The sequence below is a fragment of the Aeromonas fluvialis genome (assembly GCF_000819885.1).
GTDB lineage: Bacteria > Pseudomonadota > Gammaproteobacteria > Enterobacterales > Aeromonadaceae > Aeromonas > Aeromonas fluvialis.
Window position 1 is genome coordinate 1 of the sequence record NZ_CDBO01000057.1, and the last position, 22,310, is coordinate 22,310.

The 22,310-nt window shown below is 56.0% G+C and carries 24 protein-coding genes and 1 pseudogene; 18 read left to right on the plus strand and 7 right to left on the minus strand.

The annotated features are described in order from the left end of the window. Together BN1125_RS19880 and BN1125_RS12270 are read left to right on the plus strand one after the other, a co-directional pair. A partial coding sequence (locus tag BN1125_RS19880) for a zinc ribbon domain-containing protein (protein ID WP_156993316.1) occupies positions 1-162 on the plus strand: 162 nt, incomplete at its 5' end. A 164-nt stretch (positions 163-326) separates the two neighbouring features. Further along, a complete protein-coding gene (locus BN1125_RS12270) occupies positions 327-719 on the plus strand; it encodes a DUF2750 domain-containing protein (RefSeq protein ID WP_042012572.1) in 393 nt (130 codons plus the stop codon). Positions 720-835: 116 nt separating this feature from the next. Here BN1125_RS12270 and BN1125_RS12275 read toward each other — a convergent pair whose 3' ends face one another. Both BN1125_RS12275 and BN1125_RS19540 read right to left on the minus strand, forming a co-directional pair. After that, complete coding sequence (locus BN1125_RS12275) at positions 836-2,686, minus strand: extracellular solute-binding protein (protein WP_042012574.1); 1,851 nt, start codon at positions 2,684-2,686, stop codon at positions 836-838. Positions 2,687-2,889: 203 nt separating this feature from the next. Next, a pseudogene (locus tag BN1125_RS19540) lies at positions 2,890-3,139 on the minus strand (EamA family transporter); the annotation flags it as partial. A 321-nt stretch (positions 3,140-3,460) separates the two neighbouring features. Between BN1125_RS19540 and BN1125_RS12280 the strand changes: the two are divergent. Continuing rightward, positions 3,461-3,640, plus strand: a complete 180-nt coding sequence (locus tag BN1125_RS12280) for a hypothetical protein (protein ID WP_042012575.1) — start codon at positions 3,461-3,463, stop codon at positions 3,638-3,640. Between the two features lie 15 nt (positions 3,641-3,655). Here BN1125_RS12280 and BN1125_RS12285 read toward each other — a convergent pair whose 3' ends face one another. Continuing rightward, on the minus strand, positions 3,656-4,855 hold the full coding sequence (locus BN1125_RS12285) for an HD-GYP domain-containing protein (RefSeq protein ID WP_042012576.1): 1,200 nt from the start codon (positions 4,853-4,855) through the stop codon (positions 3,656-3,658). Between the two features lie 170 nt (positions 4,856-5,025). On the opposite strand from BN1125_RS12285, the gene rsuA reads away from it, so the two are divergent. Beyond that, complete coding sequence (rsuA, locus tag BN1125_RS12290; protein WP_042012577.1) at positions 5,026-5,718, plus strand: 16S rRNA pseudouridine(516) synthase RsuA; 693 nt, start codon at positions 5,026-5,028, stop codon at positions 5,716-5,718. A 19-nt stretch (positions 5,719-5,737) separates the two neighbouring features. Here the strand turns inward: rsuA and BN1125_RS12295 are convergent, their stop codons facing one another. Then, positions 5,738-6,637 (minus strand): DMT family transporter, encoded by a 900-nt coding sequence (locus BN1125_RS12295; protein ID WP_042012578.1) that lies wholly within the window; start codon positions 6,635-6,637, stop codon positions 5,738-5,740. A 157-nt stretch (positions 6,638-6,794) separates the two neighbouring features. On the opposite strand from BN1125_RS12295, the gene BN1125_RS12300 reads away from it, so the two are divergent. Both BN1125_RS12300 and yfcE read left to right on the plus strand, forming a co-directional pair. After that, a complete protein-coding gene (locus BN1125_RS12300) occupies positions 6,795-8,432 on the plus strand; it encodes a peptide ABC transporter substrate-binding protein (RefSeq protein WP_042012579.1) in 1,638 nt (545 codons plus the stop codon). Positions 8,433-8,442: 10 nt separating this feature from the next. Continuing rightward, positions 8,443-8,985: a phosphodiesterase gene (gene yfcE, locus BN1125_RS12305; protein ID WP_042012580.1), complete on the plus strand. Its 543-nt coding sequence runs from the start codon at positions 8,443-8,445 to the stop codon at positions 8,983-8,985. Positions 8,986-9,020: 35 nt separating this feature from the next. Here yfcE and BN1125_RS12310 read toward each other — a convergent pair whose 3' ends face one another. The 3 genes from BN1125_RS12310 to flgA form a co-directional block, all read right to left on the minus strand. Next, on the minus strand, positions 9,021-9,437 hold the full coding sequence (locus BN1125_RS12310) for a flagella synthesis protein FlgN (RefSeq protein ID WP_042012581.1): 417 nt from the start codon (positions 9,435-9,437) through the stop codon (positions 9,021-9,023). Further along, positions 9,434-9,754, minus strand: a complete 321-nt coding sequence (gene flgM, locus BN1125_RS12315) for a flagellar biosynthesis anti-sigma factor FlgM (protein ID WP_042012582.1) — start codon at positions 9,752-9,754, stop codon at positions 9,434-9,436. Before flgM ends, BN1125_RS12310 begins: the two co-directional genes overlap by 4 nt. Positions 9,755-9,845: 91 nt before the next feature. Then, entirely contained in the window at positions 9,846-10,529 is a 684-nt protein-coding gene (flgA, locus tag BN1125_RS12320) for a flagellar basal body P-ring formation chaperone FlgA (protein ID WP_084202307.1), read from the minus strand. Between the two features lie 144 nt (positions 10,530-10,673). Between flgA and BN1125_RS12325 the strand changes: the two genes are divergently transcribed. The 12 genes from BN1125_RS12325 to BN1125_RS12380 all read left to right on the plus strand — a co-directional run bounded on the left by BN1125_RS12325 (position 10,674) and on the right by BN1125_RS12380 (position 22,309). Next, positions 10,674-11,585 (plus strand): chemotaxis protein CheV, encoded by a 912-nt coding sequence (locus tag BN1125_RS12325; RefSeq protein WP_042012583.1) that lies wholly within the window; start codon positions 10,674-10,676, stop codon positions 11,583-11,585. Between the two features lie 17 nt (positions 11,586-11,602). Continuing rightward, positions 11,603-12,427: a CheR family methyltransferase gene (locus BN1125_RS12330; RefSeq protein ID WP_042012584.1), complete on the plus strand. Its 825-nt coding sequence runs from the start codon at positions 11,603-11,605 to the stop codon at positions 12,425-12,427. Between the two features lie 296 nt (positions 12,428-12,723). Further along, positions 12,724-13,122, plus strand: a complete 399-nt coding sequence (gene flgB / locus BN1125_RS12335; protein WP_042012585.1) for a flagellar basal body rod protein FlgB — start codon at positions 12,724-12,726, stop codon at positions 13,120-13,122. Next, complete coding sequence (gene flgC, locus BN1125_RS12340; RefSeq protein WP_042012586.1) at positions 13,122-13,541, plus strand: flagellar basal body rod protein FlgC; 420 nt, start codon at positions 13,122-13,124, stop codon at positions 13,539-13,541. The genes flgB and flgC overlap by 1 nt, the downstream gene beginning before the upstream one ends. 15 nt (positions 13,542-13,556) lie before the next feature. Continuing rightward, the gene (locus tag BN1125_RS12345; protein ID WP_042012587.1) at positions 13,557-14,294 is read left to right on the plus strand and encodes a flagellar hook assembly protein FlgD; all 738 of its coding nucleotides are present in this window, start codon (positions 13,557-13,559) and stop codon (positions 14,292-14,294) included. A gap of 10 nt (positions 14,295-14,304) precedes the next feature. Beyond that, a complete protein-coding gene (gene flgE, locus BN1125_RS12350; protein ID WP_042012588.1) occupies positions 14,305-15,684 on the plus strand; it encodes a flagellar hook protein FlgE in 1,380 nt (459 codons plus the stop codon). A gap of 159 nt (positions 15,685-15,843) precedes the next feature. Further along, positions 15,844-16,590 carry a flagellar basal-body rod protein FlgF gene (gene flgF / locus BN1125_RS12355; protein WP_042012589.1) on the plus strand — a complete coding sequence of 249 codons (747 nt, stop codon included), beginning with the start codon at positions 15,844-15,846 and terminating at the stop codon, positions 16,588-16,590. Between the two features lie 14 nt (positions 16,591-16,604). Continuing rightward, positions 16,605-17,393, plus strand: a complete 789-nt coding sequence (gene flgG / locus BN1125_RS12360) for a flagellar basal-body rod protein FlgG (RefSeq protein WP_042012590.1) — start codon at positions 16,605-16,607, stop codon at positions 17,391-17,393. A gap of 14 nt (positions 17,394-17,407) precedes the next feature. Next, positions 17,408-18,079, plus strand: coding sequence for a flagellar basal body L-ring protein FlgH (gene flgH / locus BN1125_RS12365; protein WP_042012591.1), 672 nt, complete (start codon positions 17,408-17,410; stop codon positions 18,077-18,079). Positions 18,080-18,087: 8 nt separating this feature from the next. Continuing rightward, positions 18,088-19,185, plus strand: a complete 1,098-nt coding sequence (locus BN1125_RS12370) for a flagellar basal body P-ring protein FlgI (protein WP_042012592.1) — start codon at positions 18,088-18,090, stop codon at positions 19,183-19,185. A 43-nt stretch (positions 19,186-19,228) separates the two neighbouring features. Then, the gene (gene flgJ, locus BN1125_RS12375; RefSeq protein ID WP_042012593.1) at positions 19,229-20,302 is read left to right on the plus strand and encodes a flagellar assembly peptidoglycan hydrolase FlgJ; all 1,074 of its coding nucleotides are present in this window, start codon (positions 19,229-19,231) and stop codon (positions 20,300-20,302) included. A 3-nt stretch (positions 20,303-20,305) separates the two neighbouring features. Next, positions 20,306-22,309 (plus strand): FlgK family flagellar hook-associated protein, encoded by a 2,004-nt coding sequence (locus BN1125_RS12380; RefSeq protein ID WP_042012594.1) that lies wholly within the window; start codon positions 20,306-20,308, stop codon positions 22,307-22,309. Position 22,310 lies beyond the last annotated feature (1 nt).

A 22,310-nucleotide genomic window follows, 5' to 3' on the forward strand; every position in this document is an offset into this window, starting at 1 on the left:
CGCAATTGGGCATGTCCGGCTTGTGGTTCGGAGCATGACCGCGACATCAATGCGGCCATGAACATCCGACAGCAAGGCATATTAGAATTAAAAGCGGCGGGACACGTCGTTTCTACCCATGGAGGCCAGCGTAAATCCGTCAATTTGACGGTAGCGGCCTAAGAAGTGGGAAGCCTCGCCGCTTGCGGCGGGGAGCAGTCACCAGCGCCCTGCTCTATCATTATGAGCGTTGCCGTTTTCCCGATGGGCGTCAGGGCGGCAAGCTGGACAAGCTGACCACAAGATGTGAACATGGCGCCCTTTATCGATTGAGAGAGACTTGGCCAATGAGCTATGAACTGAGCGACACCGAGCGCAATGCTGCGCTGCAACTGAACGCTGACTACCGTTACGATCACTTCATCAGCAAGCTGGTCGAGCATGAAGAGCTGTTCGTGCTGACCGACGAGCATGGCGTCATGATGCTGACTACCGATGATGAAGATTGCATCCCGGTATGGCCGCACCCGGAGTACGCCAAGGCGTGGGCCGAAGGGGAGTGGGCCGATTGCAAGCCGCAATCCATCACCCTCAAGGTGTGGCTGGAGCGCTGGGTTGACGGTATGGAGCAGGACGAGCTGTGTGTTGCCGTGTTCCCTACCCCGGATCAGGAAGGTATTGTACTGGAGCCGGCCGATGTGGCCGATGCCATCGCCCAGAAGCAGGCCAAGCGCGGCTAATTGCTTTTTTGCTTGCAAGCAATCCGGTTGCAAAACAAGACCCCGCCACAGTGCGGGGTCTGTCGTTCTTGGGATGGCCACCCTGCGCTGGCAGGAACAGGGGCGGTCGGCCAGAACTACTGTTGCCGGTAAGTGGTGTCAGTCAGGAGCACGGCCGGGAAGGTCTTGCCACTCTTGATGGCCGCCCTGGTCTCGGATTTCAGCTTTTCATCGATCCACAGCAAGCCGCCATAGCTGTAACCGCTGTTGTCGCCGCCGAGGGGCCAGTAGAGCAGCTCGCTCTTGGGGGTTGCAGGTACCTTGGGCAGTTTGATCCAGCGCCAGGCCCCTTCCCGGGTGTAGGGCACCTGATAGGCGGGCACGAAGCTGGCCAATTCATAGAGCCGCTGCTGGATCTGCCGTGACAAGGCCGCCTTTTTGGCAAAGTCGAACTCCTTGTCGTACTGCTCCACCAGCGCGGTGATGGCGTCATCATCGATGTTCATGATGTTGTTGGTTTGGGGCTTGTTGGCGTTGACCTTGTGGAAAAACTCCCAATAGGCGGGGTAGCGGCCGCCGCTCCAGGCCATCCAGGCACTCTGATGCTTTTTCTCCAGCATGGATTTGAACCCGGCCGAGGCATCCATCAGGTTGAGCTCGAGATTAAGCCCCGCTTTTTTGGCCTCTTCCCGCAGCAAGGTGAGCCGCTGGGCGTGCTCTGCGGTGGTGTAGGTGATGGCGAGGGTCAGTGACTGCCCCTTGTCGTTTTGCAAAATTCCTTGCGGCCCCACCTTGTTGAAACCGGCCTTGGCAAAGTACTCCCGTGCCAGCTTGGGATCGAACGGACGGGCCTTGATCTCGCTGTTGGTAAACTCCCCCTGACCGGCGCCATAACTGTTGAGGCGCTGGTAATCCCCCCGCAGCAGGGTGGTGAGCATCTTGTCGAGGTTGAGGGCGTGCTGGATCCCGAGTCGTACATCGAGATTGTTCAGCAGCGGATCGGCGGTGTTGAGATAGAGCCCCATCGGCGATTGTGGGGTCTGGTTGTAGAACCAGATACGCGCGATATAACCCTTCTCGAACTCCGACGTTTTGGTCTTGTCGTGCCACCAGTTGGGCATCACCAGCGGGAAGGTGTCGAGATCGCCGCGCAGGAAGTGCTGCCAGGCGATGTTCAGATCTCTGAGCACCTTGATCTCGATCCGCGCGGGATTGAAGCGATGCTGGAAGTAGCGCTCGTCATCCCCCCACCAGTTTTCAATCCGTTTGAAGGTGACCGATTTACCCTTTTTCACCTGATCGAGCTGATAGGGACCGGTGACCGGCAACACCTTCCAGTTGTACTCCTTGACCCAGTTGGCAGTGAGCTTGATGGCGTGGCTCGGCTCCGGGCTGATGGGCAGTGATTCGAGCAGATCCTGGCGGCTCTTTTCGGTGCCGCTGGTGATGGCCAGGGTGCGATCATCAAACTTGGTGATGTCGGTGATCTGGTTGCTGTAGTAGTTGTTGTACCAGGGGTCGTTGATCTCCTTGCTGCGCATCATCTTGAGGGTAAAGAGCCAGTCATCGGCGGTGACTGGCTCGCCATCAGACCAGCGCGCTTTGGGATTGATGCGAAAATAGAGGGTCTTGTTGTCGGCGCCGAAGGCCCACTCGTTTGCCAGCATCGGCATGGGGTTGCCGGTGACGGGGTGGGTGCTCAGCAGTGGCAGGTTGGTTTCCCGCACGTAACCGGCAAAGCCGCCGTTGGAGTCGGGGCCATATTTGCGCAGGGTCAGGGGGAAGCTGGTCATAAAGGCGCGAAATGTGCCGCCACGCTTGGCGGCCGGATCTGCATAGATAGGATCCGTGTTGTTGCTTTCCCACTTTAAGTCAGCGGGCAGCGTGGCACTCCAGCCAAACGGACTCCAGCACAGGGTCAGAGTAATGGCTGTGGCGCGAATGACCGAGGGGAGGCGGCGCCCCCCGGCAGTGATGGTCGATGGCATGTCCTTGCTCTCCTGAAGTCTGCTTCCTGCAGATCACGCTCTGATGACGTCAGTCCCGATGGGGACTGGCTCATCATGAAAATTTTATCTTGTCAGGTCAATGAAATAGCGCAAATTGGCAGGCGATCATCATGTCGCTCTCTGTAGTTTCAACCCGCTCAGTCAGCCACTCAGTGGTGGGGTCGCCAGCGCTCACCGAGCTAAATCATGGCAAACAGCAGGGTAAACATCACCTGGGATTGCAGCACAAGTGAGGCCATGCCTGTCGGCATACTGAACTTCATGGCGCTGAACAAAAATGCGAACTGGCCGAGGCTGATGGCACCGCCCTGAGCCAGCTACCAGGCGGGGTTGGGCACCAGCAAGATGGTGTAAAAGACCACTCCGATGAAACGCACAGTCCCCCCAGCAAAGGATGATCAGCGTGGTCAGACACTTCTCCTTGGTTAGCATGGTTGAAATCCCAGGCATCAGCAGTGCGGTGAGCCTGTGGCTTTACACAGTTTGGCACGATCGGCAAGGGAGGTTCATACCCTTGAGCAGATGGTGAGTGTGAAGGTTTTAGAGCCGTTTGGACTTTTCTGGTTGAGGGGGCTGTGGCCAGTTCAGGTGGCAAGGTCAGGCTACTACGCAGTGCTGGGTGATCGCCTTGTCCGCTCATTGCAGTAATAGATGGGGAGTGTCGAAGATGTGCGGATTGTGGGGATTGACCGACTAGACTTGAAATTGGTAGCCAGGTGCGCTGGCTGCGTTGCGGTCCATTGGAGGTATCCCATGAGCGACCATCTGCTACTCCCCCATGGTGAAGACTTGCGTCGTGCAGTGCGCTGGCTCAGCGAACACCACCAGCACGACATCACCGCCATCGAAGAGGCCAGCCTGCGTTTCGATCTCTCGCCGCTGGATGAGGAGTTTCTGATCCGTTACTGGCTCGACAGTCAGCGCCAGTCTTGAGATATAAGGACAGAATTAGAAGAAGTTGGCGAGGTTGATGCCAACCTCTTTGGGGTCGACAGTACACTCGATGCTCTCCTGCACCCCCGACCTGGCCAGATCCAGCCACTGCACTTCAATGTAGTGTCGCTGGGTGGCGTGATAGATCACCTTGACCACCGGCTTGAGTGGTTGTTGCTCGTTACGCTGCATGACGATGGCCAAGCGCTGATTGGAGAGCTTCACCAGCGTTCCCACCGGATAGACCCCCATGCACTTGATGAACTTGGTCACCAGCTCGGCATCAAAGTGCTGATTGGCCCCCTTGAGCAAAATCCGGAATGCCTGGGTGGGTTGCATGCCAGCCTTGTAGACTCTATCGGCAGTGACTGCGTCATAGACATCAACGATGCCGCTCATGCGGGTGTAGAGAGAGAGCTGTTCCCCTTTAAGGTGTTGTGGATAGCCGGTGCCATCGAGCCGCTCGTGGTGGTTGGCGGCCACCTCCAGCATGGTGGGGGTGATGCCGGGAGTATCTTTAAGAATGTCGTAACTGTGCACCACATGTTGGCGCATGATGACGTACTCTTTGTCGGTCAACTTGCCCGGTTTGTTGAGCACCTCGTTCGGGGTCATGATCTTGCCGACATCGTGCAGCAGGCCACCCAGGGTCAACTCCTTGAGGATACTGCGCTCCAGCCCCAGATAACGGCCAAAGTTGGCCAACAGAATGGCCACATTCATGGAGTGCTCCATCAGGTAGGCATCCTTGGCTCTGATCCGGGCCAGACAGAGCATGGCATCGCCGTGGGTGAACATGGTGTCCACCATCTCTTCGGCGACCAGGGCAAGTGGGGTGATGTCAATGGGTTCGCCCGCCTTGAGCTGGCGAATAAACTTGCCCTGCAGCTCCCGAGCCTCCTGATAAAGGCGGCGGATCTTCAGCTCCCTCCCTTCACCGTTGGCACTGGCACGGCGTCCAGCCTGAGCACTGCTGGCATTGAGATCGGGGGAGGTGATGGCGTCACTTTCAGCACTGCCCAGCTTGCTGCGTGCCAGATCGATGCGCACTGTGAGTACCCCCTGGCGCACCAGATTGGCAATTTGTGCTGCGTTGGTCACCATGCCCATCCGGGCGATCTCCATCCCGCCTGTCTGGCTGGCGATAGCCATGACATACATGCCGGGTTTCAGCTGGTTGACGGGAATGACGGGGAAGGATGCTTGGGACTTCATGGGGGCTTCCTGACTCTTATTATTATGTAAGTGTTGTTCGGATGGGTCATACCGTAGAAGTGTAACATTGGATGATCGGTTCGTCATAATTGACCGCTCCTTAACAGTGGCGTTGTCGCCCACGCCCGATATAATAATGCCCCTTTACTTGTTGGACTCCGAGGTTGTGAATGCGGCTTGATAAATTTCTGTGCGATTGTTCCGATTTGACCCGCTCGCTGGCAGGCAAACTGATCCGTCAGGGTGAGGTCATGGTGGATGGCATCGTGGTCAAGCAGCCCGCCTTTCATATTAATGAGCAGAGTCAGATCGAGTTTGATGGTGTGCAGCTGACGCTGGAGCAGTGCAACCGCTATTTCATGCTGCACAAGCCGGAAGGCTACGTCTGCTCCAACGAGGATCCGGATCACCCGACCGTCTTCTTCCTGATGGATGAGCCGGCGATGGGTAAGCTGCACGTGGTGGGTCGCCTCGATCTCGATACCACGGGTCTGGTGCTGGTGACCGATGATGGACAATGGTCCCACCGTATCACCTCACCGCGCCACGAATGTGCCAAGACCTATCACGTCTTGCTGGCCGATCCGGTGAGCCCGGATGCCATCGAACTGTTTGCCGAAGGGGTGTACCTGCGTAACGAGACCGATAAAACCCGTCCTGCCCAGTTGGAAATTCTCGGTGAGTGCGAGGCCAGATTGACCATTCACGAAGGCAAGTACCATCAGGTCAAGCGGATGTTTGCCTCCATCGGCAACAAGGTCGTGGGCTTGCATCGCGAGCGGGTGGGCGGCCTGACGCTGGATGAGGAGTTGGCCCCCGGCGACTACCGCGAGCTCACCGCGGACGAGATTGCCCTGTTCTGATCAGGGATGGTGCCGGGTGTTAGTGAGTGCGCAAACCCAGCACCAGCGCCGCACCCAGGGTGGCAATCAGCGCCCCTGACCAAGCGGCAACGGATGGTCGCTCCCCCGAGTGCCACCACAACAACGGCAGCAGAAGTACCGGTGTGGTGGAGGAAAGAATAGCCACCATGCCGACCTCACCATGCCGCAGCGCAATCAGGATCAGTGTCATGCCGAGCGTCATCGCCAGGAAGCCGTTAGCGGCGATCATGGCGAGGATCCGGCGGTTGATGGGGTTGAACGGGCGTGCAATGGGCATTCCCGTCATCCGCAAGCAGCAATGTGCCAGCAATGCAATGGCCATTCTGACCCCGGACGCGCTGACGGCATCGACATTGCCGCTCATCATCACAGGTTTGGCGATGATCACGCCCAGACTCTGGCAAAGCGCGGCGGTGAGACCCAGTGTGATGCCAATGCCCAGGCTGCCACGGATCTGCTCCCACTCGTTGTTGTTGCTGCGCCTGCCAAACAGGATAGCCAGCATCACGCCGGCACAAACCAGCATGGCCCCCAGCAGGCGCCACCCGGTCAACTGTTCGTTAAAAAGCCAGAGCCCCAGCAGGGCTGAGAAGAGGGCATGAGAGGAGAAGAGCAAGCCGCTGCGTCTTGGGCCTACCTTATTCATGCAGGCATAGAGTGCCGTATCACCGATAAAGATGCCGATCAGCCCAGAGAGGGCGAGCAGTGGGAGTGTGTTGGCGGTGAGCGTTTGCCAGCCACCGCTGAACAGACTCATGGATCCGAGCATCAGGCTAACCAGAAACATGCGCCAGCGGCTATAGGCGAAGGCACCGAGATGGCGGGCCGGTTTGACCGAAATAAGTGCTGCAACTGCCCATAAACTGGCCGAGGCGAGGGCCAGCCACTCATAACCCATAAAAACTCCTGAAAAAATTAACCCGAAAGACTCCATCTCCCGGGCAAGCCCGATACAATACGGGGCGTTTTCGGGGATAACAAGCGCGGTATCAGGCATTCATCAGGCGCGCCGTCGGCCTTCCCCCTCCTGCAGTCGTTTTATTCGAGGTTTTGTCATGAGGTCTGATCTCTTCCCCAAGCTGGCGCAACGCTGGCTCTCCCCCCTATTGCTTGCCGTGCTGGCAGGGCCCTTGGCCCATGCAACCACCGTCGAGCTGCAGCCTCAGCTTGCCGATCGGCAAATCCTGGTCAAAGGCAATGGCGCCGAGCCGGAATCCCTTGACCCTGCATTGGTGCGTTCCGGCTTCCCGGGGGAAGCCGTGTTGGTCGATCTGTTTGAAGGGTTGGTCAGCGAGGATGGCCAGGGGCATGTCGTCCCGGCTCAGGCGCTGCGCTGGGAGGTGAGTGAAGATGGTCTGGAGTGGCGCTTTTTTCTCCGCCCCAAACTGAAGTGGTCCAACGGTGAGCCGCTGGTGGCTGGCGATTTTGTCTATGCCTGGCGCCGTCTGCTCGACCCGGCCATCGCGTCCCCCTCTGCCGAGCTGCTGCTCGCAACAGGTATCAACAATGGTCAATCCATCTATGCGGGGGCCCTCGATCTCGACAATCTGGGGATCGAGGCGCAAAGCGATCAGATCCTGAAAATCACCCTGGAGCGCCCGGTTCCTTATTTTTTACAACTGATCAGCCAGCGCCCCTTTGTGCCAGTCAATCAGAAGGCGATAGCCAAATATGGCAAGCAGTGGACTGAGCCCGGCAAGCTGGTGAGCAATGGGGCGTATCGTTTGACCAGTTGGGAGCCTAACGAGAGGCTCGAAGCCGAGCGCAATATTCACTACTGGGATGATCGCCATACTCACATCGGGCGGGTCACTTATCTGCCGATCACCTCACAGCATGCCGAGCGGCTGCGTTATGAGGCCGGTGAAATCCAGCTCACCAACAAGGTCTCCCTCGGCTACTACCAGAAGATGAAGCGCGGATCCCCTGAGCAGCTCTGGGGCTTGCCACTGTTTGGCACCTATCTCTATGCCTTCAATCTGAAGCGCCCCGAGCTACAGGATGTGCGGGTGCGTCAGGCGCTCTCCATGGCGGTTGATAGGTCGCAACTGACCGGAACTGTGAGCGGGCAAGATGAGCAGGCAGCATGGTCGATGTTGCCAGATATGCCGGACTACCCCCGGGTCGTGTTGCCCGTGGCGCTTGAGGATATGCCAGCCAGACAGGCCAAAGCGACAGCCCTGCTGTCAGCGGCCGGGTACAACAATGCGAATCCACTCAAGCTGAGCATTTCCTACAACAGCGCCGACACCCACAAGCAGATGGCAATGGCCATTGCCGCCATGTGGCAGAAGCTGGGGGTACAGGTCACCCTCAACAGTCTGGAGTGGGGCGCCTATCAGGTGGCCAAGGATAGCGGTGATTTCCAGGTGGCCAGAAGTTTCTTGTTTGGTGATTACGTGGAGCCGTCAGCCATGTTGGGCAGCTTCCGTTGTCAGGATCTGCGCAACGAGAGCGGCTACTGCAATCCCGATTTTGATTTGCTGCTGGAGCAGGCTGCCAACACCCTGGACAGTGCGAGCCGGGTTGAACTGTACCGGCATGCCGAACAGTTGCTGCTTGAGGAGGCGCCGATCCTCCCCGTGTATCATTACAATCAGATGAGACTGGTCGATCCCACCCTGCGGGGGCTGCCCAGCCTGAATTTGAAAGGGACGATTGCCACCAAGGATCTCTATTTCAGCCCGCAGTGAGGAGCATTTCATGAAACTTGCCATCATTTCCGACATCCACGGCAGCATCATTGCGTTGGAGCGGGTGCTGACCCAACTTGAGCCCTGGCAGCCGGATCACTATCTGCTGCTCGGCGATCTGCTCAACCATGGCCCGCGCAATCCTCTGCCAGACGGGTATAACCCGGTGGCTGTGGCTGATCGGCTCAACGAGCTTGCGCCGCAGATCATCGCGGTGCGGGGTAATTGCGATTCAGACGTGGATCAGATGTTGTTGCGTTTTCCCATTACCGCCCCCTACAACCAGTTGCTGATCGATGAGCGGCGCTGGTTTATGAGCCACGGCCACCTCTATCATCCCGGTGAGGTGCCGCTCCCGGCTGGCAGTCTCTTTCTGAGTGGCCACACTCATGTGCCTGTGCTCGAGTGGCAGGGAGAGCGGGTATTGATGAACCCCGGGTCGATCTGCTTCCCGCGCGGCGAGTTACCCGCCAGTTACGGGAGTTATGAGGACGGGGTGCTGCGGGTTAATGCCTGTGAGGACGGGCGGGAGTTGCTGCGACTGGTGCTTTGAAACGGAAAGCAAAAATGCAAGGCCTGATAAGATTGTCAGGCTTTGATACCGTAGGTGCGGATGCCAGAGCGAGTGTTTCCTTTGGCGTCATAGGTCAGGCTGTTGCGATCGCGCAGCTGACTCAGAAAGGTTGCCAGACGACGGTTGGAGACGATGCTCAATTCAAGCAACCGACCGTTGATATCGTTTTGTGCCTGGCAGGCATCCAGTTTTGCACGAAGCTGCGTCATTTCGTCGGGATAGGTGGCCAGCTGTAGTGACAGCTCTGGCATCTCTGCCAGCCTCTTGTCCAGGGTTTCTATGGCAGCAAGCAACTGCTGTTTGCGCTCAGCAAGTGCAGGCAGGGCCAGTGCCTGATGCTGTTCGAGTAAGCTGAACTCCTCTTCCAGAATGGCTTGCATCTGGCTGAGGTAAGCATCTTGAGTGTACAGTAACGAAGGCAGGTCCATCATCCAATCACTTTGTTCAGAGTGCTCTCAAAACTGAACATCTTCTTGGCCACAGCGTCGCTGTTGACCTGATATTCGCCACTTGATACGGCCTTTTTAAGACGCTCGACCTTGCTCTCATTGCCGGTTGAGGTGGTGTTGAGGTTCTGTTGCATTTTGTGCAATTGCTGCGCCTCACTTGTCAAGGAGACGGAATCCGGCTTGACAGTAGTCGCTTTATTTTCGGGCGAAGAGGTGACCGACTTGCTGCCTGTCCCTTGGCTATTAGCGGTATTTTGCAACCGATTATTCGCCAAGTTGTTGATATTGTTGATGGCCATTTTCGTTACCTTCGTCTGCTTTACGGTTTGCTTACTTGTTTATCGGTGCGGCAGGTCAAAACTTTAGAAAAAAGTTGTCAAGGATCCGAATTTAAAACGTGACCGATACGGCACCTACCGCACTGACTTTACCCTCAACGGTTTTGCCGGAGCGAATATTGACGAGTTTGATGATCTCTCCGAAGCTGCCATCTTGCAAGGCTCGGGCCATGGTTTTGATCTGGAAGTTGTTATTCTCTGCCGTCAGGGTGACCTGATCACCTTTACATACCACGCAAACCTGGCTCAAACGGATGGGCTGTCCCGGTTTGATCTCCCGCTTGCTGCGTACCCCAATCAGAGGAGCCGGGTTTGTCAGATAGTCACCACGGATCAGGGTTTGATCCTGAAACGCTACCACTAGCTGGCTTTCGCTCAGCTGATCCCCTTTGGCAACAGGAGCGGTGACGGTCACAAAGGGTTTTTGAATACTGACCCGTACTGGTAAGTAGACATCCCAGGGTTTGTCTTCCTCACATTTCATGTAAACTGTTGTATTACGGCGAATTTCCATTTTTGCTGGTAAGCTGATAGTGAGCAGATCTTCGCAACGGGTTAGCGGAAGTCTCTCATCAAGGGTTGCAGCTGTGACCTCTGCTCTTGCATCCAGCGGAATATCGAGTTGGCCATAAACGAACTCTTGTGCCTGCTCTCGCAGATAAGTTGTGACCTCCGAGGCATAGCTTGCAGACATGCTGCCAAAAAAAAGGCTGATGAGTAAAAGTCGGTTAATCATTTTCGCTCGTTGGTCGATAAGTTGTTCACGCATATCACCATATTTAACTATGATTGCTTCAGAATCTGTGCGTTGTGACATCGGCAGTCTGACGCAATTCATCACGCATGCATGATTAATGCCAAGCGTTTTTAGGGAGTGTTTATGGCCAGTATCCTGGATTCGGTCAACCAACGTACCCAGCTAGTGGGGCAAAACCGGCTGGAGTTGTTGTTGTTTCGTCTCAATGGACGTCAAAGATTTGGCATCAACGTATTCAAAGTGCGTGAAGTGTTGCAGTGTCCCCCCTTGACCGTGATTCCCAAACTGAACTCCTGCATCCGTGGGGTTGCCCACATTCGTGGTCAGACTATCTCGGTCATCGATCTCAGCATGGCGATGGGCAAGCGCCCGATTGAAGATTTGAGCAAGTGCTTCATTATTATCTCCGAATATAACCGCTCCATTCAGGGTTTTCTGGTGCACTCGGTCGAGCGCATCATCAATATGAACTGGGAATCCATCTTGCCTCCGCCCAAAGGTGCGGGTCGCATCAACTATATGACGGCGGTTACCGAGGTTGATGGCGAGTTGGTCGAGATCCTTGATGTTGAGCGTATTCTCAACGAAATCTCTCCGGTCTCTACTGAGGTCAGCCAAGAGCTGGTAGAAGCCAGTGTCCAGCACCCGACCTTGGGCCGTCCCGTACTGGTTGCTGATGATTCCTCTGTTGCGCGCAAACAGGTACAGCGTGCGCTGGAGGCCATCGGTGTCGAGTGTATGCTGGCAAAAGATGGCCGCGAAGCATTGAATATGCTGCTGGAGATGACTAAAAATGGCCCAATCAAGGATCAGATTGCGCTGGTGATCTCTGATATCGAAATGCCGGAAATGGATGGTTACACCTTTACTGCCGAGATCCGGAATAATCCCAACCTCAAGGATTTGCATGTTATTCTGCATACCTCGCTCAGTGGAGTATTCAATCAGGCAATGGTACAAAAAGTTGGTGCGAACAATTTTATCGCCAAGTTCCAGCCTGATGAATTGGCCAAGGCCGTACAAAACGCACTCTAATAAAGAAGAACAGCTGCATGAAGACACTTTCGGACGACTTATACAAACAGTTCAGCAACTTTCTGGCGGTACAGAGCGGCATTGTACTGGGGGATAACAAACAGTATCTGGTGAAGAGCCGTCTTTCACCTTTGATGGCTCAGTTTGGCATCGAAAGTCTGTCTGATCTGGTTACCCGTGCAATGAGTGTGCGAGAGCGTGACCTGAAAATGGCTGTGGTGGATGCCATGACGACCAATGAGACCCTCTGGTTTCGTGATACTTATCCGTTTCAGCTTCTTACCGACAAAATTTTCCCTGAATTGGGAAAAAGTGGCCGCCCCATCAAGATCTGGTCGGCTGCTTCCTCGTCAGGGCAGGAGCCCTATTCCATTGCCATGACGGCACTGGAGCAGCAAATGAAAAAGCCGGGTACTTTGCCGGGTGGCGTTCAGATCGTCGGGACTGATATTTCGACTACCATGCTCAACCAGTGTAAGGAAGGGGTTTATGACAGCCTGGCGCTGGCACGCGGCCTTTCTCCCGAGCGCAAGAAGATGTTTTTCGAGCCTTGTGGCGACAACAAGATGCGGGTGGTCGAGCGAGTCAGAAAATTGACCACCTTCAGACCGCTCAACCTTCTGGAGAGCTATAGCCTGCTTGGCAAATTTGACATTATTTTCTGTCGCAACGTACTCATCTACTTTGCGCCGGAAGTGAAGTCGAAGATCCTCAACCAGTTTGCTGCCAGTCTCAATCCCGGTGGATATCTGATGTTGGGTGCGTCGGAGTCACTGGCCGGGTTGACTGACCGCTTCGAGATGATCCGCTGTAATCCGGGGATTGTCTACAAGGTCAAATAGGCCTGAGAGCCTTGATATTCTGGGTCTGCCGAATATTGCCAGTTCATGCAAAGAGGGAAGCTGCGAGCTTCCCTCTTTCTTTATATACATCTCAATATCTCTATTTATCTGCCATCTCCCTCTACGGCAAAAATGGTTGACTCCCCCTATGGTGGCCAGAAGCGGCCGCTTGGTTGTGGCACGAGGTGCTCCTGTCGTTTTCGGTCTGAAATGTGCTCATACCCAAACCATCGATCTGAGTGATTCGCTTGTGGCACATCTCTTGCAAACAAAATATACCAAGCAGGAGGTGTGCGATGGCTCTTTCATTTGACAAAGCATTCGGTGTTCATCAACACACGATAAGCGTTCGCGCCAAGCGTGCTGAAGTGCTTTCCAGCAATATTGCCAATGCGGATACTCCGGGCTTCAAAGCCAGGGATATCAATTTCGCTCAGGCATTGCAGGAGGCCCAGTCGCATCAGGGTTTTGGTTTGGCAACGACCAGCGAAAAGCACTTTGCCTTGAATATGGACGCTCCGGGTACCATGCAATATCGCAACCCGCTGCAACCGGATACCGGTGACGGCAATACGGTCGATGTGCAGCAGGAGCGCAGCGAATTTTTGCGCAATAGCCTCGAGTATCAAACCTCCCTTGAATTTATGAATAGCAAGATCAGTGGCCTGCTCAAGGCCCTGAAAGGAGAGCAGTGATGAGTTTGTTCAAGGTCTTTGACATAGCAGGCTCGGCTATGAGCGCGCAGTCAGTGCGCCTCAACACGGTTGCCAGCAACATGGCCAACGCGGACAGCGTCAGCTCCAGTGTGGAAAATACTTACCACGCCAGGCGGCCAGTCTTTGCCGCCCAGCTCGATCAGGCGATGTCTGACAAGCAGGGCTCGGTAGGGGTTGAGGTGAAGGGGATTGTCGAGAGCAAGGCGCCACTGCTCAAGGAGTACAACCCCAACCATCCCATGGCTGACAAAGACGGTTTTATCTTCAAGCCAAACGTCAACATGGTTGAAGAGATGGCCGACATGATCAACGCCTCGCGCAGCTACCAGACCAACGTTCAGGTTGCAGACTCGGCCAAGAAGATGCTGCAGCAGACGTTGAACCTGGGTAAATCTTGATAGGAGTGCTGTCACATGGTTGATATCACCAATACGCTGGGCGGGGTCAGTACGACAAGCCAGACATCGGGCACGAGCACGACCCCGAAGAAAGAGCTGGATCAGGCGTCATTCCTGAAACTGCTCACCATGCAGCTTTCATATCAGGATCCCTTCAAGCCTGTAGATAATGCCCAGATGCTCTCCCAGATGGCATCCATGTCGACATCCGAAGGGATCAGCAGTTTGTCCAATCAGATGGGTAAGCTAAATGAACAGATGATTTCCAGCCAGGCACTGCAAGCCTCCGCATTGGTGGGACAAAATGTGTTATTGCAGAGCAGTACGGGCTATTTGGATCAGGAGGGCTCTCTCTCCGGTGTTGTTGCTGTGGGGACATCGAATAAATATTCGGGCATCAAGATAACCGTAGAAGACGAGAAAGGTCAGGTTATCAAGGAATTTCCCCTCGAAGGAGACAAGCAAGGCAACGTCGAGATTGCCTGGGATGGCAAAGACAAAGATGGAAACCGAGCCGCTCCAGGGAAATATGTCCTCAAAGCGAGCGGTACCATGGATGGCAAATCGGAAAGCATCGCAACATTTGCCTATGGCAAGGTTGACAGCGTTGCCCTCGGCAATGCGACAAACCCGACCATGCTCAATGTGAAAGGCCTTGGCAGCACATTGTTGAGCAGCATCCTGCAAATTTCAGGCACCAATTCAAATCCGACGGTTACACCGTCAAAAACCACGTCGACAGCATCGATCTAAGGAGCTGGATATGTCATTTAACAATGCCTTGAGCGGTGTCAACGCGGCACAAAAAGACCTTAACGTCACCGCTAACAACATCGCCAACGTCAACACCACCGGCTTCAAGGAGTCACGTGCCGAGTTTGCTGACGTCTATGCCAACTCCATCTTCGTCAGCGCCAAAACCCAGGTCGGTAACGGTGTGGCGACCGGAGCGGTTGCCCAGCAGTTCCATCAGGGGGCGCTGCAATTTACCAATAACGCACTGGACCTGGCCATCCAGGGGAACGGCTTTTTTGTGACCTCTGACGGATTGACCAATCTCGATCGTACCTATACCCGTGCCGGCGCGTTCAAGCTCAACGAAAATAGCTACATGGTCAATAACCAGGGCCACTATCTGCAAGGGTATGAAATCAATGATGACGGTACCCCCAAGGCGGTGAGCATCAATGCGACCAAGCCTATCCAGATCCCGGATCGAGCCGGTGAGCCGGTCCAGACCAGCAAGATAGAAGCGAGCTTCAACCTGCCATCAACCGCAACTCCGCTGCCGGCAGGTGGTACGCCAGCCGTACCTCCAGCCATTCCGGCGGATGCGTCAACTTTTGATCCGAAAGATTCGAAAACCTACTCCTCCTCGACCTCGGTGGTGGTTTACGATTCGCTCGGAGAACCCCATACCATCACCCAGTACTTCATCAAGGAGGCCGATCCGGCTGATCTGACCAAGCCGGCCGATCCCACCTCTTGGCGCATGTACTTGTATCAAGGGGACAAGCCCATCGACATCGAAGGTGGTACGGTCCCGACCATGGCCGCCGGTCTGAACCAGGTGCCAAAGGGTGCCACGATCCAGTTTGGCGCCGATGGCAAGATGATCACCCCGACCGACCCTCCCGTCATCAAGACGGAAGAGTTGGGGAATTCGGGGGCTGGTATTATCGATAATGGTGCCGATCCGACACAGCAGGTGGAGATCACGCTGGGAACCATCACCCAATATGCCTCTCCGTTCGAAGTCAACAACTTGACACAGGATGGCTCCACTGTCGGTCGCCTGACAAAGGTCGAAATCACCTCGGATGGCATTGTATCCGCCACCTACAGCAACGCAACCACGGTCAAGGTCGCCATGGTGGCCATGGCCAAGTTTGCCAACTCGCAAGGGCTGACCCAGGTTGGCGATACTTCCTGGCGCCAATCCTTGCTCTCTGGCGATGCCTTGCCCGGGACCCCCAACTCGGGCACTTTCGGCACCATCAAATCATCGGCGCTGGAGCAGTCCAATGTGGATCTGACTAACGAGCTGGTGGACCTGATCACTGCCCAGCGTAACTTCCAGGCCAACTCCCGTTCGCTGGAGGTCAACAGTTCGCTGCAGCAGACCATTCTGCAGATCCGTTAATCGCGCAATCAATGATAATGAGAGGGGGTATTTCCCCCTCTCTGTTTCTGTAGCACTTCCTGTTTCTGTAGCACTTCCGTCCTACTCCCCCCATATTTCTGCTGTTGGCACTATAATTGCTTTTCTCCTGTCAGAGTCATCTGTTTGACGGAGAATTCCATGGATCACCTGCTTTATATCGCCATGTCCGGGGCCAAAGAGACCATGAACAGTCTGGCTGTTCGCGGTAACAACCTCGCCAATGCCAATACCACCGGTTTCAAGTCCGATTTCGAGCAGGCCAGAAGCATGCAGGCGTTCGGAGAGGGCTTGCCAAGCCGGGTATTTGCCATGGCTGAGCGCCCGGGTCAGAACCTGCAGCATGGCATGCTGATGACCACCGGACGGGATCTGGACGTGGCGGTGGATGGTCCGGGCTGGATTGCCGTGCAGGATCCCAAGGGCGGCGAGGCCTATACCCGCATGGGGAATTTGCAGGTCAATGCGACCGGCAACTTGCAAACCTCGACCGGCTTGAATGTGGTGGATGACGGAGGTCAGCCCATCGTGCTGCCGATGCCGATGGAGAAACTCGAGATCAATCGGGATGGCACCATCAGCGGTCGACCGGAAGGGGCCGCCGCCAACTTGCCGGAAGATTTCCAGCGGATCAAGCTGGTCAACCCGGCCGCCGATGCGGTGGAGAAGGGGCAGGATGGTCTGTTTCGCCGCAAGGATGGCCAGAATGAAGCCGCTTCTGCCAATGTCGGCCTGATTGCCGGCTCCCTGGAGGGGAGCAACGTCAATGTGGTGGATGAGATGACCAACTTGATCCGGCTGCAACGTCAGTTCGAAACCCAGGTCAAAATCATGAAGACGGCCGAAGAGAATGATGAAGCTCAAACCCAACTGCTGCGAATCAGCTAATCAAGGAGTTACCTATGAATCCTGCACTCTGGATCAGCAAGACCGGGTTGGATGCACAGCAGACCAATATCTCGGTCACTTCGAACAACCTGGCGAACGCCAGCACCGTGGGCTTCAAAAAGTCACGGGCCATCTTTGAGGATCTGCTTTATCAAAACATCAACCAGCCCGGTGGCCGCTCCTCTGCTGATACCGAGCTCCCCTCCGGCTTGATGTTGGGTGCGGGTGCCAAGGTGGTCGCGACCCAGAAAAACCACAGTCAGGGTAACGTGCAAACCACCGACAACTCACTGGATCTGATGATCAGTGGCCGTGGCTATTTTGAAATTCAGTTGCCCGATGGCAGTCTGGCCTATACCCGTAACGGTCAGTTCACCCTCAACGATGAAGGGACCATCGTGACCCCGGGTAATGGCTACCCGCTGCAACCGGAAATCCAGATCCCGGAAAACGCCCAGAGCGTCACTGTGGGTGAAGATGGCCAGGTCTCGGTGCAGCTCAAGGGGGATGGCGCTTCTCAGGTTGTCGGTCAGATCAACATATCCGACTTTGTCAACGCCAGCGGCTTGCAGCCGATGGGGGAGAACATGTTCGTCGAGACCCAGTCCAGCGGTGCTGCCGCGCAAGGGACTGCCGGTGCCGATGGCCTGGGGGTGATCAAGCAGGGGATGCTGGAGACCTCTAACGTCAACGTCACCGAAGAGCTGGTGAACCTCATTCAGGCCCAGCGGGTCTACGAGATGAACTCCAAAGTCCTCTCTGCGGTGGACGGCATGATGTCCTTCCTGATCCAGCGTACCTAATTAGGAGGTGCATGATGAAAGCCGTATGGATGCTGGGATTGCTGGTGCTGGGAGGGTGTAGTAGCACTCCCAATACACCCAGGCCTGATGACCCCGAGTTTTCCCCTGTATACGGGGAGTCGGAGCCGGTTTCGGTGAGACCGACGGGGGCTATTTTTCAGCCGGATCAGGTTAATGGCATCTATTCGGACATCAAGGCGCACAAGGTGGGCGATATCATCACCATCGAGTTGTCGGAGTCCACCTCTGCGTCGAAGAAGGCCAATACCCAGAGTGGCAAGGATAACAAGTTTAATCTGGATCCGGTGACGCTAGGGGGCGTACCGGTCACGGCCAGCCCCTATGATCTCTCCGCATCCATCGGTCAAAACAGTGCATTCAAGGGTCAGGCCAAAGCGGATCAGAGCAACAGCTTACAAGGCAATATTTCGGTCAGTGTGGCCAAGGTATTGCCCAATGGCAACCTGCTGGTACGGGGCGAAAAGTGGATCATGCTCAACAATGGCAATGAGTATATCCGCATCACCGGTCTGATTAGGCCGGAGGATGTCACCTCGGATAACAGCGTGTCGTCCCAGAAAGTGGCGAATGCCCGCATCTATTACGGTGGTACCGGCGATCTGGCCAATAGCCAGGAGCAAGGATGGCTTACCAGCTTTTTCAATGGTCCCTGGTGGCCGCTCTAGGAGATGTTATGAAGTCACTCCGTCTCGTTACTCTGCTCTGCTGTCTGTTGCCCCTCGGGTTGGCGAATGCCGCCCGGATCAAGGATATCAGCTCGGTGGAGGGGGTACGTAGCAATCAGTTGATCGGTTACGGTCTGGTGGTGGGTCTGCCCGGTACGGGCGAGAAGAACAACGCTTTTACCGAGCAGACATTTCGCACCATGCTCAACAATTTCGGCATCAAAGTGCCGGACAACATCAAGCCCAAGATCAAGGATGTAGCACCGGTCGCCATTCATGCCGATCTACCCCCCTTCTCCAAGCCGGGTCAGACCATCGATGTGACTGTCTCCGCCATCGGGGAGGCCAAGAGCCTGCGCGGTGGTACCTTGCTGCAGAGTTTCCTGAAAGGACTGGATGGCCGGGTGTATGCCGTGGCGCAGGGCAGTCTGGTGGTGGGTGGTCTGGGGGCAGAAGGGGCCGATGGCTCCAAGGTGGTGGTCAATACACCGACCGTGGGACGTATCGCCAATGGTGCCAGCGTGGAGCGGGAGGTACCGAACTCCTTCAGCCAGGGAGATACCATCACCTTCAACCTCAATCGCCCGGACTTCACCACCGCCCGCCGTCTGGCGGACGTGGTCAACGATCTGGTCGGCCCCAACACGGCCCAGGCCCTCGATGCCACCTCGGTCAAGGTCTATGCCCCGCGGGATCCGGGCCAGCGAGTCTCCTATCTGGCGACCATCGAGAACCTGGAGGTGGATCCGGCCAACGAAGCGGCCAAGATCATCGTCAACTCCCGTACCGGCACCATAGTGATCGGCAGTCAGGTAAGGCTCAAGCCTGCGGCTGTCAGCCATGGCGGCTTGACGGTGACCATCGCCGAAAACCAGCAGGTCTCCCAGCCCAACCCGTTGGCGGGAGGAGAGACGACTGTGACCAACAACTCGACCATCAATGTCCAGCAGGAGCCTGGGCGGATGTTCAAGCTGGATACCGGTGCGACCTTGGACGATCTGGTTCGGGCGGTCAACCAGGTTGGCGTCGCCCCCGGTGATTTGATGGCTATCCTCGAGGCGCTGCAGCAGGCAGGCGCCATCGAGGGGCAACTGGTCATATTGTAACAAGCGGCAAGTGGTTGCCACGGGTGGCAATGAGGTAAGCAAAATGGCGGAGTTTGACAGCAACAGCGGCATGAATCTCGGGATGGTGCAGGATATCAAAAACCTGGATCGTCTGCGCCAGATGAGCCAAAGCAAAGAGGGACAGGCCGAAGCGCTCAAGAGTGCGTCGCGCCAGTTCGAGTCAATCTTTACCCAGATGCTGTTTCAGAGCATGCGTCAGGCCAACGGGGTGCTGACGCAGGACAACCCGATGAACAGCAGCTATACCCGGTTTTATGAAGGGATGCTGGATGAGCAGCGGGTTGCCGACATGTCAAGCAAGGGGGGACTGGGGCTGGCCGATATGGTGGCCAAGCAGCTCGCTCCGGAGGCATTTACCCATCAGGATGGACGGGTGCTCAAGATGCCGCAGCGCACGGAGCGGGTCTACAAACCCTATCAGGCGCCCACGGCTGCTGCGGATGATTTGATCACGGCATCAAAAGTTGGCAAAGATTTTGCTGAAAAAGTGATGGCGGAGGGGGTCAAGGAGAGCCACGGGCTCAGCATGCCCCGTCGTCCACATCGCAGCGTGTCACCCATGGGACGCCTTGCCGGTGAAGAGGGCAGCGCTGGCGGTCGTGGGAGCAAAGAGTTCGATACGCCGGAAGAGTTCGTCAATCGCCTGATGCCGCTGGCCAAGAAAGCGGCCGACAAGCTGGGTTTAAGCCCGGCGGTACTGGTCGCTCAGGCGGCACTGGAGAGTGGTTGGGGCAAGCGGGTGATCAAGAATGGTGAGGGACAGGTGACCCATAACCTGTTTGGCATCAAGGCTGATCCCCGCTGGCAAGGGCCCAAAGCCGTGGTCAGCACGCTCGAGTATGAGCAAGGCGTTGCCTCCCGCCAGAAAGCGGCATTTCGCTCCTATGAGTCGTTTGAAGAGAGCTTCAACGACTATGTGGACTTCCTCACCTCCGGCTCTCGCTACAAGGGGGCCTTGGCCAAGGTGGATAGTCCGGACCGCTACTTCGAGGCGCTGCAACAGGCGGGTTATGCCACCGATCCGGACTACGCCAGAAAACTGAAACAGGTATTGCGCAGTGATGCGATTGTGCAATACAACGAGATGGAGCTGTAAGGTATGGCAAGCGATCTGCTTGGAATCGGGACATCGGGCGTGCTGGCCCAGCAACGCTTGTTGCAGAGCACCAGTAACAACATCGTGAACGTCAATAGCCAAGGCTATGTGCGTGAGCGAACCCTAGTGTATACCAACTCCATTGGTCTTGGCACCGGTGACATCCAGACCGAGCGGGTCATCAACAGCTATATGCAGGGAGAGATGCGCCGTGATACCTCCGCCTATCACGCCTCCCTGACCCACTACCAGCAGCTGGCGGGGGTCGACAGCTTGCTGGGTGATACCAGCAACAGCGTGGGCACAGCAATGACCTCCTACTTCAAGGCATTTCATGCGGCCAATGAGTCGCCCGCCGAACTCGGCGGCCGCAAGGTCGCGATGACGGAGCTGAGCGGCATGGTGAACCGCTTTAATACCCTCTCGGCCCAGCTCGACAAAGAGAGCGATACCCTCAACACCCGCATCGAAGATGAAACCAAGCAGGTCAACAGTCTGCTCACCAGCATCAATGACCTCAACCAGGCCATTATCCGCACCCAGGGCTCACCCGAAGAGAATTTGATGCTGTTTGATCAGCGGGATGAGGCCATCCGTCAGCTTTCCGAGAAGATGGATATTCGCACGGTTGCCCAGCCCAACGGCAGTATGCTGGTCAATATGAGCACCGGCCATTCGCTGGTGCTGGATGGGGGCGTCGCCCAGTTCAAGGTGGTGGCCGGGGATCCAGATTCCCGGGATCGGGAGCTGCAGCTGACACTGGGGGATAACAAGGCCGCCATCGATCGCGATACATTTGGTGGCGCCATGGGAGGGTTGTTCAAGGCGCGCACAGACCTTGAGCCGACCAAGCGTGAACTGGGCCAGCTGGCGGTCGCGATAGCTGATGCCATGAACCAGCAAAACCGTCTGGGGATGGATCTGGATAACCAGATCGGTGGCGATATCTTCACCCTGCCGGGCAGTCAGGGATTACCTTATGGCAGCAATACGGGCACTGTCGGTGCCAACGTTAGCTTTGTGCCTGGCAAGGGGACCTCGGTGACCCCGTTTGATTACGAAGTACACTTTAACAGTGCTACCGGTTATGAGGTGTTCTCGCTGGACAAGTCTGGCAACCGCACCTCGGTGAGCACCGGAACCATGCCGCCAGCGACCTTTGAATTGCCCGGTCACGGGATCTCGATCGACCTCACAGGAGCTCCGGCTGCGGGTGACAAGCTGTTGTTGCAACCGACCAAGAACGCTGCTGCCGGGCTGGCGCAACTGATCACCAGGCCGGAAGATTTGGCGTTGGCATCTCCGCTTAAAGCTGAGAAAACGACTAACAACGTTGGCAGTGCCGATATCAAGCTGGGTGGGGTGTTCAATACAGGGGCTGGGTCGGGTTTTGGCACCAATGCGCTAAGCCCAACTGCGCCCCAGGTGGTCAAGATAGACAGCAGTGGTAACTATCAGGTCTTTCAAGGGGATGGAACCACCTTGATCGGTACGGCGCCGGCGAGCAGCAATGGACAAAATCTGATGTCGGCTATCGTCAATCCTTTCCCTACCGGGTCAGCGGTCTATGCCAACCCGAACCAGACACCTGGCTACGAATTCAGCATTACCGGCACGGTGCAACCCGCCGACAGCTTCAAGCTCAGCTACAACAGCAATGGCTTTGCCGATAACAGCAATGGCTTGGTTTTGGCCGAGCTGCAAAACAAGGATCTGGTACGCAAGAGCACCAATGGTGGCACGACCAACGACAAGATGACTTTTAACGAGGCCTATACCGGGTTGGTGATGGAAGTGGGTAACAATACCAGCCAGGCAAAGACCCTGCTCAAGGCCAATGAATCCAAGTTGATTCAGAGTACCGGCATTTTTGAGAGCGTATCGGGGGTCAACCTGGAAGAGGAAGCAGCCAACTTGATCCGCTTTCAGCAATCCTATGCTGCCTCTGCCCAGGTGGTCAGCACGGCCAAAACCATTTTCGATACACTGCTCTCTTCCGTGAGGTAGC